13 protein-coding genes are annotated in these 14,479 nt (G+C 71.4%); 12 read left to right on the top strand and 1 reads right to left on the bottom strand.

All coding sequences use genetic code 11. From position 1 onward, the window contains the following. Positions 1-29 precede the first annotated feature (29 nt). Complete coding sequence (locus ACFYW5_RS01025) at positions 30-353, bottom strand: DUF427 domain-containing protein (protein ID WP_389414823.1); 324 nt, start codon at positions 351-353, stop codon at positions 30-32. A gap of 51 nt (positions 354-404) precedes the next feature. Between ACFYW5_RS01025 and ACFYW5_RS01020 the strand changes: the two genes are divergently transcribed. The 12 genes from ACFYW5_RS01020 (at position 405) to ACFYW5_RS00965 (ending at position 14,478) form a co-directional block, all read left to right on the top strand. Beyond that, the gene (locus tag ACFYW5_RS01020; RefSeq protein WP_389414822.1) at positions 405-944 is read left to right on the top strand and encodes a TIGR00730 family Rossman fold protein; all 540 of its coding nucleotides are present in this window, start codon (positions 405-407) and stop codon (positions 942-944) included. A gap of 19 nt (positions 945-963) precedes the next feature. Then, entirely contained in the window at positions 964-1,662 is a 699-nt protein-coding gene (locus ACFYW5_RS01015) for an SDR family oxidoreductase (RefSeq protein WP_389414821.1), read from the top strand. An 85-nt stretch (positions 1,663-1,747) separates the two neighbouring features. Further along, positions 1,748-2,749, top strand: coding sequence for a methionine synthase (locus tag ACFYW5_RS01010; protein WP_389414820.1), 1,002 nt, complete (start codon positions 1,748-1,750; stop codon positions 2,747-2,749). 15 nt (positions 2,750-2,764) lie between these two features. After that, positions 2,765-4,957, top strand: a complete 2,193-nt coding sequence (gene ligA / locus ACFYW5_RS01005; protein WP_389414819.1) for an NAD-dependent DNA ligase LigA — start codon at positions 2,765-2,767, stop codon at positions 4,955-4,957. A gap of 266 nt (positions 4,958-5,223) precedes the next feature. After that, positions 5,224-7,437, top strand: coding sequence for a putative bifunctional diguanylate cyclase/phosphodiesterase (locus ACFYW5_RS01000; RefSeq protein ID WP_389414818.1), 2,214 nt, complete (start codon positions 5,224-5,226; stop codon positions 7,435-7,437). A 165-nt stretch (positions 7,438-7,602) separates the two neighbouring features. Continuing rightward, positions 7,603-7,899, top strand: a complete 297-nt coding sequence (gene gatC / locus ACFYW5_RS00995) for an Asp-tRNA(Asn)/Glu-tRNA(Gln) amidotransferase subunit GatC (protein WP_007384860.1) — start codon at positions 7,603-7,605, stop codon at positions 7,897-7,899. 4 nt (positions 7,900-7,903) lie between these two features. Continuing rightward, positions 7,904-9,397: an Asp-tRNA(Asn)/Glu-tRNA(Gln) amidotransferase subunit GatA gene (gene gatA, locus ACFYW5_RS00990; protein ID WP_389414817.1), complete on the top strand. Its 1,494-nt coding sequence runs from the start codon at positions 7,904-7,906 to the stop codon at positions 9,395-9,397. After that, the gene (locus tag ACFYW5_RS00985) at positions 9,394-9,633 is read left to right on the top strand and encodes a hypothetical protein (RefSeq protein WP_389414816.1); all 240 of its coding nucleotides are present in this window, start codon (positions 9,394-9,396) and stop codon (positions 9,631-9,633) included. Before gatA ends, ACFYW5_RS00985 begins: the two co-directional genes overlap by 4 nt. Positions 9,634-9,645: 12 nt before the next feature. Then, positions 9,646-11,163, top strand: a complete 1,518-nt coding sequence (gene gatB, locus ACFYW5_RS00980; protein WP_389415610.1) for an Asp-tRNA(Asn)/Glu-tRNA(Gln) amidotransferase subunit GatB — start codon at positions 9,646-9,648, stop codon at positions 11,161-11,163. A 27-nt stretch (positions 11,164-11,190) separates the two neighbouring features. Then, positions 11,191-11,487, top strand: a complete 297-nt coding sequence (locus ACFYW5_RS00975) for a hypothetical protein (RefSeq protein WP_389414815.1) — start codon at positions 11,191-11,193, stop codon at positions 11,485-11,487. A 194-nt stretch (positions 11,488-11,681) separates the two neighbouring features. Continuing rightward, positions 11,682-13,925 (top strand): MMPL family transporter, encoded by a 2,244-nt coding sequence (locus ACFYW5_RS00970; protein ID WP_389414814.1) that lies wholly within the window; start codon positions 11,682-11,684, stop codon positions 13,923-13,925. Continuing rightward, positions 13,903-14,478 (top strand): GNAT family N-acetyltransferase, encoded by a 576-nt coding sequence (locus ACFYW5_RS00965; RefSeq protein WP_389414813.1) that lies wholly within the window; start codon positions 13,903-13,905, stop codon positions 14,476-14,478. The genes ACFYW5_RS00970 and ACFYW5_RS00965 overlap by 23 nt, the downstream gene beginning before the upstream one ends. Position 14,479 lies beyond the last annotated feature (1 nt).

The raw sequence follows: 14,479 nt of genomic DNA, 5'->3' as shown, positions 1-14,479 counted from the left end.
AGGTTGCCATCGAGCACCCGGCTAATCGCTCACAACACTTCAACGTCGTAGAAGCACAGGTGGTCCTTGATCCGGGCGACGTCCGGCTTGGGGTCCGGATACGACCACACCCGGTCGGGTGCGCCCGGCAGCGACCAGTAGGAGGCCGTGCCCTTGAACGGGCAGTACGTGTGCGTGTCGGAGGGCGTCAGCAGGTCCGTCCGGACGTCCTCGGCGGGCAGGTAGTAGCGCGCGGGACAGCCGGTCTCCCGCAGCACGAGCGGCCGGTCGCTCTCCGCGAGGACCTCGCCGTCGTGGACGACCCGCACGCGCCGCGTGCCCTGCTCGATCGTGATCGTGTGTCCATCAGCCATGGTTGGTGCAGCGCGCGCGGGGCGCCGGTTCTTCCCGCGTACGGTGATCGCATGCGAATCTGCGTCTTCCTCTCCGCGGCCGATCTCGACGAGCGCTACACCCGCCCCGCGCGGGAGTTCGCGAACCTGCTGGGCAAGGGCGGTCACACGCTCGTGTGGGGCGGCTCCGACGTCGGCCTGATGAAGGTGGTCGCGGACGGCGTGCAGGAGGCGGGCGGGCGGCTGCTCGGCGTCTCGGTGGAGTTCCTGTCCGCCAGGGCCCGCGCGGGCGCCGACGAGATGGTCGTCGCCAAGGATCTGGCCGAGCGCAAGAAGCTGCTGCTGGAGAACGCCGACGCCGTGGTGATCATGGTCGGTGGGACGGGCACGCTGGACGAGGCCACGGAGATCCTGGAGCTGAAGAAGCACGGGCACACGGACAAGCCGGTGGTGTTGCTGAACACGGCGGGCTTCTACGACGGCCTCAAGGAGCAGTTCCGGCGCATGGAGGACGAGGGCTTCCTGCCCCGGCCGCTGACCGACCTGGTGTTCTTCGCGGAGGAGCCGGTGGGGGCGCTGGCCTATCTGGAGGAGAGCCAGGGCATCGAGTGACGGCCCCGGGGGTGCGACGATGACCGGCATGGCTACTCATGTGATCACCGGGGCCGGTTCCGGCATCGGCGCGGCCGTGGCGCGCCGGCTGCACGCGCGCGGGGACGACCTCGTGCTGCACGCGCGTGACGCGGGGCGGGCGAAGGAACTGTCGGCCCGGTTCCCCGGGGCGAGGACGCTGGTGGGCGATCTCGCCGACCCCGACAAGCTGTCCTGGGCCTTCTCGCACCAGTCGCTCCCGGACCGGGTGGACTCGCTGCTGCACATCGCGGGCGTGGTGGACCTGGGCCGGGTGGGCGACCTGACCCCCAAGTCCTGGCGCCACCAGCTGAACGTCAACCTCATCGCACCCGCGGAACTGACCCGGCACTTCCTGCCGCAGCTGCGGACCACGCGGGGCCACGTGGTGTTCGTGAACTCCGGCGCGGGCCTGAACGCACACGCCGACTGGTCCGCCTACGCCGCCTCCAAGCACGGTCTGAAGGCGCTGGCGGACGCGCTGCGGCACGAGGAACACGCGAACGGCGTCCGCGTCACGTCGGTCTACCCCGGCCGCACGGCCAGCCCGATGCAGGCGAAGGTCCACCAGCAGGAGGGCAAGGAGTACGACGAGTCGCAGTGGATCGACCCGGAGTCGGTGGCGACGACGATCCTGACGGCCCTGGACCTGCCCAGGGACGCGGAGATCAACGACGTGACGGTCCGCCCCGGCCGCTGACCCACCGGGCGGCCCCGGCGGGGGCGAAGCGGGCCGGGGTACGCGGCGGTGCCCCCGCCGCCCCCTCCTACGTAGGCTTCCCTCCGTGAACGCACACTTCAGCTTCGCCCCCGCCACCGGCGTCGGCTCCCTGCCCGGCGGCGACGCCCGGGAGGCCGCCAAGACGGTCATCGGGTCCTTCGAGGACTTCCCGCACCTCGCCGAACTGCCCGCCCGCGGCCCCGGCGCCGACATGATCGGCCGCACCGCGGGCCTGCTCGTCGAGCTGTACGCGCGCGTGGAGCCCAGTGGATGGCGCCTCGGGGACCGGCCCGGCCGGGACACCAGGCGCGCCCGGTCCTGGCTCGTCGAAGACCTCGACGCCCTGGAGGAGTTCACCCAGGGGTACGAGGGGCAGGTCAAGGTGCAGGCCGTCGGGCCCTGGACCCTCGCCGCCGCGCTGGAGCTCAGGAACGGCGAGTCGGTCCTCTCCGACCCCGGCGCCTGCCGCGACCTCACCGCCTCCCTCACCGAGGGACTGCGCCTCCATCTCGCGGAGGTGCAACGCCGCATCCCCGGCGCCCAGATCGTCCTCCAGCTCGACGAACCCTCCCTCACGGCGGTCCTGCGCGGGCACGTCAGGACCGCCAGCGGGTACCGGACCCACCGTGCCGTGGACCGGCAGATCGTCGAGGCCGCGCTGCGCGAGACCGTCGGGGTGCACGCCGGCGGACCCGTCGTGGTCCACTCGTGCGCACCCGACGTCCCGTTCGCCCTGCTGCGCCGGGCGGGCGCCGCGGCGGTGTCCTTCGACGCCGCGCTCCTCACCGAGCGTGACGACGACACGATCGGGGAGGCGGTGGAGGCGGGCACCCGGCTGTTCGCCGGTGTCGTCCCGGGCACGGACGGCCCGTTGTCAGACCCTGCCGGTAGCGTCATGGGTGTCAGGACGCTGTGGCGCAGGCTGGGGCTGCGGCCGGGGCTCCTCGCGGAGTCCGTCACGATCACCCCGGCGTGCGGACTCGCGGGCGCATCCCCCGAGTACGCCCGCAAGGCCCTCGCCCACTGCGTCCGGGCGGCGAGATCCCTCGCGGACAACCCAGAGTAACGGGAGGACAACACGGTGGCCGGCGACAAGCAAGCGGAGACGACGGTGCCCGCCGAGGCGCGGGAACAGCACGCCAAGCTCGCTGAGCAGATCGAGGAGCACCGCTTCCGGTACTACGTGAAGGACGCCCCCGTCGTCAGCGACGCGGAGTTCGACAAGCTCCTACGCTCGCTGGAGGCACTGGAGGAGGAGTATCCGGAGCTGCGCACCCCCGACTCGCCGACCCAGAAGGTCGCGGGGGCGTACGCGACGGATTTCACCGCCGTCCAGCACCGGCAGCGCATGCTCTCCCTCGACAACGCCTTCGACGACCTGGAGCTCGCCGCCTGGGCCGAGCGCGTCCACAAGGACGTCGGCACCTCCGCGTACCACTTCCTGTGCGAGCTGAAGGTCGACGGCCTCGCCGTGAACCTGACCTACGAGCACGGCCGGCTCACCCGCGCGGCGACCCGGGGCGACGGCCGCACGGGCGAGGACATCACTCCCAATGTCCGGACGATCGCGGAGATCCCGGACCGGCTGACCGGGGACAGCGTCCCGGACCTCGTGGAGATCCGCGGCGAGGTCTACTTCCCGATGGAGAAGTTCGAGGAGCTCAACGCCCGTCTGGTGGAGGCCGGCGACAAGCCCTTCGCCAACCCGCGCAACGCCGCCGCCGGTTCGCTGCGCCAGAAGGACCCGCGCGTCACCGCCACCCGCCCGCTGCACATGGTCGTCCACGGCATCGGCGCCCTGGAGGGCGGCGACGGCCTCACCCGCCTCTCCCAGGCGTACGACCTGCTCAAGAGGTGGGGACTGCCCACCTCCCGGCACAACAAGGTGGTCGGCGACCTCGACGGCGTCCGGGAGTTCATCGCCCACTTCGGCGAGCACCGGCACTCGGTCGAGCACGAGATCGACGGAGTCGTCGTCAAGCTCGACGAGATCCCGCTCCAGGGCCGCCTCGGCTCCACCTCGCGCGCGCCGCGCTGGGCCATCGCGTACAAGTACGCGCCGGAGGAGGTCAACACCAAGCTGGTCAACATCCGGGTCGGCGTCGGCCGTACGGGCCGGATCACGCCGTACGCCCAGGTCGAGCCGGTGACGGTGGCCGGCTCGGAGGTCGAGTTCGCCACCCTGCACAACCAGGACGTGGTCAAGGCCAAGGGCGTGCTCATCGGCGACACCGTGGTGCTGCGCAAGGCCGGTGACGTCATCCCGGAGATCCTCGGCCCGGTCGTCGACCTGCGCGACGGCAGCGAGCGCGAGTTCGTGATGCCGAGCGAGTGCCCCGAGTGCGGCACGGCGCTGCGGCCCATGAAGGAGGGCGACGTCGACCTGCGCTGCCCGAACGCGCGCACCTGCCCGGCCCAGCTGCGCGAGCGCCTGTTCTACCTCGCGGGCCGCAAGTCGCTGGACATCGAGCACTTCGGGTACGTCGCCGCGGCCGCCCTCACCAAGCCGCTGGAGCCCGAGGACCCGCCGCTGGCCGACGAGGGCGATCTGTTCGACCTCACCATCGAGCGGCTGCTGCCCATCAAGGCGTACGTCCTCGACCAGGACAGCGGCCTGCCCAAGCGGGACCCGAAGACCGGCGAGGAGAAGGTCGCCCGGGTCTTCGCCAACCAGCAGGGCGAGGCCAAGAAGAACGCGCTTGCCATGCTGGAGAACATCCAGGCGGCCAAGGAGCGCCCGCTCGCCCGGGTCCTCACGGGCTTGTCGATCCGTCATGTGGGCCCGGTCGCCGCCGAGGCGCTGGCCCGTGAGTTCCGCTCGATCGAGCGGATCGAGCAGGCGAGCGAGGAGGAGCTGGCGGCCACCGACGGCGTCGGCGCGATCATCGCCGCCTCCCTCAAGGAGTGGTTCGCCGAGGAGTGGCACCAGGAGATCCTCCGCAAGTGGCGTGCGGCCGGTGTCCGCATGGAGGAGGAGGGCTCCGGCGAGGACCAGGGCCCGCGCCCGCTCGAAGGGCTCACCGTGGTCGTGACCGGCACCCTGGAGCGCTTCACCCGGGACGGCGCCAAGGAGGCGCTGCAGACCCGAGGAGCGAAAGTGACCGGTTCGGTCTCGAAGAAGACGTCCTTCGTGGTGGTGGGGGAGAATCCCGGTTCGAAATATGACAAGGCGATGCAGCTCAAGGTGCCTGTTCTGAACGAGGACGGCTTCGACGTCCTGCTGGAACAGGGTCCCGAGGCGGCGGCCGACGTCGCGCTTCCCACCGAGGAGTAGGCGGCGGCAGCGGTTGAAGGCCACCCGATCGGCGCATATCAGATGCATACGGGTGGCCGGGGCGCATTCGGGCAACCGTCGACGACCGCTGCCCGTGGAAGCCCTCTGCGGCCTACTGTTGAGATGTGCGCCTGCCGTGCCCAGCTGCGGTCGGGGCATTCCCTTGCTCATGATGAGCCGGGGAAGGGTTTTCCAACGCGGTGCCGCCCGGTCGTCGGGCCACGGGCCGCGTGGCGTGGGCACCGCCGGCTGTGAGAGGGACGGGAATGGAACCGACCGAGAGCGCCGCCCCGGACTCACGGCTGCGCCTGCGCCGGGTCACCGGCCCCTGGCGCGCGAGCCGCTGGTCCGGGCGGCCCGGCGCGGTACCGCTCACCGGGGCGGCCGGCCTCGGCGCCGCCCAGCTCACCGTCGAGCGCGTCCCGGGTGTGCCGGAGAGCGAGACCGAACGGCACCTGTCGTGGCCCGCGCTGCCCGCGGGCGTCGTGGCGGCGGCGGGCTTCGTGCTCGGCGCCGGGTTCTACCGCGCCTTCACCGGCGGCCACGCCCTCTTCCCGTCCGGCACCGTCGGCTGGTCGCTGGCGCTGCTCACCGGCATCATCGTCGGCCACCTCGTCGCCCTCGGCCGGGCCCGCTGGTGGGGCGGCACCGGCTCCGGCGCCGCCCTCACCCTCGCCGTCCTGATGCTCTTCGGCTGGCTGCCCGCCGGCATGGTCAGCCTCACCGTCGTCGTGCTGGTCGGCACAGCCCGCCGCCACCGCTGGCGGCAGGGTGTCCTGCACGGCTCGGTGGACATCCTTGGCATCGCCGCCGGGGCCCTGGTGCTCGCCGCGTTCGGCCGGGTGCCGTCCGTCGAGAACCCCTGGAACCCGGACACCTGGACCTTCTACACCGCCCCCGAGGTGGTGCTGGTCGCCGTCGCCTACCTCGCGGTCAGCCGCACCCTGCTGTGGTACCTCCACGCCCCGCGCACCGCAGGAGTGCCCACCGTCGCCCGCACCGCCCTGGTCAGACAAGGTCTGGTCGCGGTCGCCCTGCTCGGGATCGCCCCGCTGGTCTGCGTCGTCGCCATGGCCAAGCCGGTGCTGCTGCCGCTGTTCGCCATCCCGCTGATCGCCCTCGACTCCACCCTGTGGATAGCCCGGGCGCGCGCCGAGGAGCAACTGCGCGACCCGCTGACCGGACTGCCCAACCGGCAGTGGCTGCTGGAGCGGATCTGGACCGCGCTCGACGACGCCGAGCGGATCGACGCCAAGTCCGCACTGATGCTGATCGACCTGGACCGCTTCCGCTCGGTCAATGACACCCTCGGTCATCTCGCCGGGGACCGGCTGCTGCTCCAGATAGCCGACCGGCTCCGGCTGGCGCTGCCGCGCGGTGCCGAGGCCGCCCGCCTCGGCGGGGACGAGTTCGCCGTCTTACTGCCGGTCGCCGACTCCACGACGTCCGCGACCCGGGTCGCCCGCAGTCTGGTCGCCGACCTCAGCTCCCCGCTCGACCTGGACGGCCTCACCCTGGTCCTGGAGGCCAGTGCCGGCGTCGCCGTCTTCCCCGACCACGCCCTGGACGCCGAGGGCCTGCTGCGCCGCGCGGACGTGGCGATGTACCAGGCGAAGCGGGACCGTACCGGCGTGGAGGTGTACGAGTCCAAGCGGGACTCCAACACCCCCGACCGGCTCGGACTCCTCGGCGATCTGCGCCGGGCGCTGGACGCGCACGAGGTGCAGCTGCACTACCAGCCCAAGGTCCGCTTCGACGGCCAGGTGGCCGGCCTGGAGGCGCTGGTCCGCTGGGTGCACCCGGAGCGCGGGAAGGTGCCGCCGGACGAGTTCATAGCCATCGCCGAGTCCTCCGGGCTGATGCCCTATCTGACCGAGTACGTGCTGGACACGGCGCTCGGACAGGTCGCCAAGTGGCGGGCGCAGGGCCTGTTCGTCCCGGTCGCCGTCAATGTCTCCCCGCGCGACGTCCACACCCCGGGCTTCGCCGGCTCGGTCGCCGCCCGGCTCGCCCGGCACGGCGTCCCCGCGGGAGCGCTCCAACTGGAGATCACCGAGCACGTCCTGCTGGAGGACCCGCAGCGCGCCGCCGACACCCTCGCGGGACTGACCGGGCACGGCGTGAAGATGTCCCTGGACGACTTCGGCACGGGGTACTCCTCCCTCGTGCACCTCAGGCGGCTCCCGGTGAGCGAGCTGAAGATCGACCGCTCGTTCGTGGCCCGCCTCGCCATCGACACCGAGGACGCCGCGATCGTGCGCTGCACGGTGGACCTCGCCCACTCGCTCGGCCTGCTGGTCGTCGCCGAGGGCGTCGAGGACGACGAGACCTGGGAGCGGCTGCGCGACCTGGGCTGCGACGCCGTACAGGGCTGGCTGGTCGCCGCCGCGATGCCTCCCGAGGAGACGACGGCGTGGCTGCGGGCCCGGGGGTCACGAGGGTGGCAGCGGCCGCGGGCGGCACTGCCGGCGGCCGATTAGCGCGTCCGCGGTTCGTCGGGGCAGGTCGCGCCCACGCGGCGAAGCCGCGAAATCGACGCGGCCCCGGGCCCCTTTCCGGGCGCTGTCGAAACCGTTTCCCTGGCACGGGTCCCCGCCCCATAGGATTGGGCCCGAACCACCCACTCCCACCCAGAGGATCGCTGCATGCCTGGCATCACGCGCGAGGAGGTCGCCCACCTCGCCCGGCTGGCGCGTCTGGAGCTGAAGCCCGAAGAGCTCGAGCACTTCGCGGGACAGCTGGACGACATCATCGGCGCGGTGGCCCGCGTCAGTGAGGTCGCCGACCAAGACGTACCGCCGACCTCGCACCCGCTCCCGCTGACGAACGTCATGCGGGCGGACGAGGTCCGTCCGTCGCTCACCCCCGAGCAGGCGCTCTCCGGCGCCCCGGCCCAGGAGCAGCAGCGTTTCAAGGTGCCGCAGATCCTGGGGGAGGACTAATCGCATGACGGACATCATCAAGCTCACGGCCGCCGAGACGGCCGCGAAGATCGCCTCCGGCGAGCTCACCGCGGTCCAGGTCACCGAGGCCCACCTCGCACGCATCGAGGCCGTCGACGAGAAGGTGCACGCCTTCCTGCACGTCGACCGCGAGGGCGCGCTGGCCCAGGCCCGTGCCGTCGACGAGAAGCGGGAGCGCGGCGAGAAGCTCGGCCCGCTGGCCGGCGTACCGCTCGCGCTCAAGGACATCTTCACCACCGAGGGCATCCCGACGACCGTCGGCTCGAAGATCCTCGAGGGCTGGATCCCGCCCTACGACGCCACCGTCACCCAGCGCCTCAAGGCCGCCGACGTCGTCATCCTCGGCAAGACCAACATGGACGAGTTCGCCATGGGGTCCTCCACCGAGAACAGCGCCTACGGCCCGACCGGCAACCCCTGGGACCTCACCAAGATCCCCGGCGGTTCCGGTGGCGGCTCCTCCGCCGCGCTGGCCGCGCACATGGCCCCGCTCGCCATCGGCACCGACACCGGCGGCTCCATCCGCCAGCCGGCCGCCGTCACCGGCACGGTCGGCGTGAAGCCGACGTACGGCTCGGTCTCCCGCTACGGCATGGTCGCCTTCTCCTCCTCCCTCGACCAGGGCGGCCCCTGCGCCCGTACGGTCCTGGACGCGGCCCTGCTGCACGAGGTCATCGCCGGGCACGACCCGATGGACTCCACCTCGATCGACGCCCCGGTCCCGCCGGTCGTCGAGGCCGCCCGCAACGGCAGCGTCGAGGGCATGCGCGTCGGCGTCGTCAAGCAGTTCCGCGGCGAGGGCTACCAGGCCGGTGTCATCCAGCGCTTCGACGAGTCCGTCGCCCTGCTCAAGGAGCTGGGCGCCGAGATCGTCGAGCTGGACTGCCCGTCCTTCGACCTGGCGCTCTCCGCGTACTACCTGATCGCGCCCTCCGAGTGCTCCTCCAACCTCGCCCGCTTCGACGGCCTGCGCTACGGCCTGCGCAGCGGCGACGACGGCACCCACTCCGCCGAGGAGGTCACCTCCCTCACCCGTGAGGCGGGCTTCGGCCCCGAGGTCAAGCGCCGCATCATGCTCGGCACGTACGCCCTGTCGAGCGGCTACTACGACGCCTACTACGGCAGCGCCCAGAAGGTCCGTACGCTCATCAAGCAGGACTTCGACAAGGCGTTCGAGCAGGTCGACGTGATCGTCTCCCCGACGACCCCGACCACCGCCTTCGCGATCGGCGAGCGCGCCGACGACCCGATGGCGATGTACCTCGCCGACCTGTGCACCATCCCGACCAACCTGGCGGGCAACGCGGCCATGTCACTGCCGTGCGGCCTCGCCCCGGAGGACAACCTCCCGGTCGGACTGCAGATCATCGCCCCGGTCATGAAGGACGAGCGCCTCTACAAGGTCGGCGCCGCCGTCGAGGCAGCCTTCGTGGAAAGGTGGGGCCACCCGCTGATCGAGGAGGCTCCGTCGCTGTGAGCGCACTGTCCAAGGCCAAGGTCTTCAAGAGCTCCAAGTCCGGTCTGTACATCTCGATGGCCACGTCGGCCTTCGGGGCCCTGGGTGTCTACAAGCAGATCAAGAAGGCCCGCGGCGACAACGACACGCTGCGGCTGCTCGACGCCGTCGTGACCGGTGCCGCGGTCGTCACCAACCTGGCCATTCTCTACCGCGAGCTGAAGCGGCTGGGCGACGACGACGTCCTGCTGGGCTGAGAGGGAAGTTTCATCGTGACCACCACGACCGACCTGGTGTCGTACGAGGACGCGCTGGCGTCGTACGACCCCGTCATGGGCCTCGAGGTCCATGTCGAACTCGGCACCAAGACCAAGATGTTCTGCGGCTGTTCGACCGCGCTCGGTGCCGACCCGAACACCCAGACCTGCCCGGTCTGCCTCGGCATGCCCGGCGCGCTCCCGGTCGTCAACGCGACCGGCGTCGAGTCCGCCATCAAGATCGGTCTCGCGTTGAACTGCGAGATCGCCGAGTGGTGCCGCTTCGCCCGGAAGAACTACTTCTATCCGGACATGCCGAAGAACTTCCAGACCTCCCAGTACGACGAGCCGATCGCCTTCAACGGCTACCTCGACGTACAGCTGGAGGACGGCGAGACCTTCCGCGTGGAGATCGAGCGCGCCCACATGGAGGAGGACACCGGCAAGTCGACGCACGTCGGCGGTGCCACGGGCCGTATCCACGGCGCCTCGCACTCGCTGCTGGACTACAACCGCGCCGGCATCCCGCTCATCGAGATCGTCACCAAGCCGATCGAGGGTGCGGGCGAGCGCGCTCCCGAGGTCGCCCGGGCGTACGTCCGTGAGCTGCGCGAGCTGATCCGGGCGCTCGGTGTCTCCGAGGCCCGGATGGAGATGGGCCAGATGCGCTGCGACGTGAACCTGTCGCTGCGCCCGCACGGCCGCGAGAAGTTCGGCACGCGGTCCGAGACGAAGAACGTCAACTCGCTGCGGTCCGTGGAGCGTGCGGCCCGCTTCGAGATCCAGCGGCACGCGGCCGTGCTGTCCTCCGGCGGCACGATCATCCAGGAGACCCGCCACTTCCACGAGGACACCGGGTCGACGACCTCGGGCCGCGTGAAGGAGGAGGCCGAGGACTACCGGTACTTCCCGGAGCCCGACCTGGTGCCGGTCGCCCCGTCCCGTGAGTGGGTCGAGGAGATCCGGGGCGGGCTGCCGGAGCTGCCGCTGGTGCGCCGCAACCGGCTGCGTGAGGAGTGGGGGATCTCCGCCACCGACATGCAGTCGATCCTCAACGCCGGTGCGCTGGACCCGATCGTCGCCACCATCGACGCCGGTGCCGACGCCGCCTCCGCCCGCAAGTGGTGGATGGGCGAACTCGCCCGCAGCGCCAACGAGTCGGGCACCTCGCTCGACGAGCTGGCGATCACCCCGGAGCAGGTCGCCCGGGTCACCGAGCTCGTCGCCAAGGGTGACCTGAACGACAAGCTGGCCCGACAGGTCATCGAGGGCGTCCTCGCGGGCGAGGGCACCCCGGACGAGGTCGTCGACAAGCGCGGTCTGAAGGTCGTCTCCGACGAGGGTGCCCTGACCACGGCCGTCGAGGAGGCCATCGCCGGCAACCCGGCCATCGCGGACAAGATCCGCGGGGGCAAGGTGGCCGCGGCCGGTGCCCTGGTCGGCGCGGTCATGAAGGCGACCCGTGGTCAGGCCGACGCGGCGCGCGTCAAGGAGCTGATCCTGGAGAAGCTGGGCGTCAGCGAGGGCTGACGGCCCCTTGTCCCGAGCCCCAGGGGGATGCATCGCAGCCGATGCATCCCCCTGGGCGCGTCCGGAGACCTCCGGCACCCCGCACCGCACCGGGCCCGCTGGACGGCGGCCGCTGCAGGTGTGCTGCTGACCCTGGCCGGACTCGCCGCCTCGACACTCCGCGCCACCGGCGCCGTCCCGGCGCTCGTGGCGGCCGCCTACGCCCTCGGCGCCGCCGTCTGCGGCCTCGCCGCCTTCCTCGGCTCCCGCGGCCGCACCCGGCGGGCGCTGTGGCTGCTGATCGCCGGGGTGAGGGTGATGGCGTTCGGGGATCAGTTCGGCTGACATGGCGCAGCAGCCGTTACTGTCCTGTGATCCGTCTCCCATTCCTGTGAATAAGCCCACGAACACATCAAATGATCACTTTGGGCTGTAAGAGTGGTGCTCGCATTGCTGATGCGTTCTTTGCGGGTTGTTCACCTCATGAACCGCTGTTCCCGGTCAAAGATCCATAAATCGCACTCCTGGGAGCACGTTTCGTGGCAGCCCTCGCCCGCTGGTGTGTCCAGCGCCGCCTTGTCGCCGTTCTGCTGTGGCTTCTCGCCCTCGGCGCGGTGAGCGCGGCGGCCGTCGCCGCGGGCGCCGCGTACTCCAACGACTACGAGGTCGCCGGCACCGAGTCCGGCCGGGCCACCCAGCTCCTCGAGGACGGCTTCCAGGGCCTCGGCGGGGACAGCAACACCGTCGTCTGGCACACCGACGCCGGCAGCGTGCGTGCCGCCGACGTCCAGCAGACGATGAACCGCGCCCTGGAGGAGATCGCCGAGCTGCCCGGCGTGGCCGCCGTGACCGGCCCCTACGGCGGCCAGGGCGCGGCCCAGGTCAGCGCGGACAGCCGGACCGCCTACGCCACGGTCATCTTCGAGGACCGGGCCGAGAACATCGACCCCGCCGAAGTGCGGGCGGTCGTCGACATCGCCGGGGAGGCCGAGGCCGACGGGCTGCAGGTCGAGCTCGGGGGCACCGCGATCGGGCTCACCGAGTCCTCCGGCGGCCATCTCGCCGAGGTGGTCGGGGTGGCCGTCGCCGCGATCGTCCTCTTCCTCGCCTTCGGCTCGCTCGCCGCCTCCGTGCTGCCCATCGCCACCGCCCTGGTCAGCGTCGGCACCGCCTACGCCGGGACCGTGCTGCTCGGGCACGTCATGACCGTCGCCGACTTCGCGCCCATGCTCGGCATGCTGATCGGGCTCGGCGTCGGCATCGACTACGCGCTGTTCATCGTCACCCGGCACCGGCGCGGCCTGAAGCGCGGACTGGACGTCACCGAGTCGATCACCCAGGCCGTCGCGACCACCGGACGGGCGGTCGTGTTCGCGGGTGCCACCGTTTGCATCGCCCTGCTGGGCATGCTCATCCTGCGGCTGAACTTCCTCAACGGCGTCGCCGTCGCGGCCTCGCTGACCGTGGTGCTCACCGTCGCGGCCTCCGTGACCCTGCTGCCGGCCCTGCTGTCCTTCATCGGCCTGCGCGCCCTCAGCCGCCGCGAGCGGCGCAGGCTCGTCGAGCACGGGCCCGAACCCGAGCTGCCGACCGGGTTCGCCGCCCGCTGGTCGGCGTTCGTCGAGCGGCACCCCAAGCTGCTCGGCGCCCTCGCCCTGGTCGTCATCACGATCCTCGCCCTGCCCACCCTCTCGCTGCGCCTGGGCACCTCCGACCAGGGCAACAACCCGGACACCGCCACCACCCGGCAGGCCTACGACCTCCTCGCCGACGGCTTCGGCCCCGGCGTCAACGGCCCGCTGACCCTGGTGACCCAGGTCGACGGCGGCGACGACAAGCTCGCCCTGGACAGCCTCGACGCCACCCTGCGCACCACCGAGGGCGTCGCCGCGGTGACCCCGGTGACCTTCAACGCGGCCGGCGACACCGCGTACCTCACGGTCGTCCCCGAGTCCTCGCCGCAGTCCCGCTCCACCAGCGACCTCGTCGAGCGGCTCCGCTCCGAGGTGCTCCCGCGCGCGGAGACCGGCACCTCGCTCGATGTGCAGGTCGGCGGGGTGACGGCCGGCTACGACGACTTCGCCGATGTCATCGTCGGCAAGCTGCCCCTGTTCGTGGGCGTCGTCGTCGGACTCGGCTGTCTGCTGCTCCTGCTCGCCTTCCGGTCCATCGGCATCCCGCTGAAGGCCGCCGCGATGAACATCGCCGCCGTCGCCGCCTCCTTCGGCATCGTAGTCGCCGTCTTCCAATGGGGCTGGGGGAGCGAGCTGCTCGGTCTCGGCCGCGCCGGGCCGATCGAGCCCTTCCTCCCGGTGATCATGGTGTCCGTGCTCTTCGGGCTCTCCATGGACTACCAGGTGTTCCTGGTCAGCCGGATGTACGAGGAGTGGCTGGAGACCGGTGACAACCGGCGGGCCGTACGGATCGGCCTCGCCGAGACCAGCCGGGTGATCAACTCCGCCGCGGTCATCATGATCTCGGTCTTCCTCGCCTTCGTGCTCAGCGGCGACCGGGTGATCGCCATGTTCGGCATCGCGCTCGCCGCCGCCGTCGCCCTGGACGCCTTCGTCCTGCGCACCCTGCTCGTGCCCGCCCTGATGCATCTGCTCGGCGGCGCCAACTGGTGGCTGCCACGCTGGCTGGACGCCCGGCTGCCCCGGATCAGCATCGAGCCGCCCGAGGCCCGCGCCGCCCATGAGAGGCTGGCCGCTGCGACGGACGCCGAGATGGCGGACGTACTGGCGAAGGAGCAGCGGCAGGATGTACGCGATATCGCTGGGTGACGACGGCGCCGAACTGCGGCCCCTGGAGCCCTGGCACGCCGAGGAGTTCCTCGCGCACCTGGAGCGCGGCCGGGAGTTCATCAACCAGTACGTCCCGTTCGGCTCGAAGGCCGAGGACACCGCCGGTGCCAGCGAGGTCCTCCAGCGGTACGCCGACATGCGGGCCGCCGACACCGGGTCCCTGCACGGGCTGTGGCTGGACGGGAAGCTGGTCGGCGGGGTGCTCTTCCTGAACTTCGACGCCGCGAGCCGCAACTGCGAGGTCGGGTGCTGGCTGGAGCCGGCCGCGACCGGACGCGGACTCGTCACCCGCGCGATGCGGACGCTCCTGGACTGGGCGTTCGGCGCGCGCGGCATGCACCGCGTGGAATGGCACGCGGCGGCGGCCAATGAGCCCAGCATCAATGTGGCGCGGCGGCTCGGCATGACCCGGGAGGGCGTCCTGCGGGAGAACTATCCTCACCGGGGCGTCCGCCACGACACCGAGGTGTGGGCGATCCTCGCCGCCGAGTGGGCGCACGCACGCGCGCGTACCGCTCACAAGGATCATTAAG

Origin of the sequence: Streptomyces sp. NPDC002779 (assembly GCF_042888685.1) — a bacterium.
Classification (GTDB): domain Bacteria; phylum Actinomycetota; class Actinomycetes; order Streptomycetales; family Streptomycetaceae; genus Streptomyces.
Note: the sequence above shows the minus strand (reverse complement) of the source record. Positions and strands in the feature narration are given on the sequence as shown.

Excerpts from the sequence above, each read along its gene's own strand:
- ACFYW5_RS01025 (WP_389414823.1), bottom strand. The coding sequence starts at position 353 with ATGGCTGATGGACACACGATCACGATCGAGCAGGGCACGCGGCGCGTG.
- ACFYW5_RS01020 (WP_389414822.1), top strand. The coding sequence starts at position 405 with ATGCGAATCTGCGTCTTCCTCTCCGCGGCCGATCTCGACGAGCGCTAC.
- ACFYW5_RS01015 (WP_389414821.1), top strand. The coding sequence starts at position 964 with ATGACCGGCATGGCTACTCATGTGATCACCGGGGCCGGTTCCGGCATC.
- ACFYW5_RS01000 (WP_389414818.1), top strand. The coding sequence starts at position 5,224 with ATGGAACCGACCGAGAGCGCCGCCCCGGACTCACGGCTGCGCCTGCGC.
- gatC (WP_007384860.1), top strand. The coding sequence starts at position 7,603 with ATGCCTGGCATCACGCGCGAGGAGGTCGCCCACCTCGCCCGGCTGGCG.
- gatA (WP_389414817.1), top strand. The coding sequence starts at position 7,904 with ATGACGGACATCATCAAGCTCACGGCCGCCGAGACGGCCGCGAAGATC.
- ACFYW5_RS00975 (WP_389414815.1), top strand. The coding sequence starts at position 11,191 with ATGCATCGCAGCCGATGCATCCCCCTGGGCGCGTCCGGAGACCTCCGG.
- ACFYW5_RS00965 (WP_389414813.1), top strand. The coding sequence starts at position 13,903 with ATGTACGCGATATCGCTGGGTGACGACGGCGCCGAACTGCGGCCCCTG.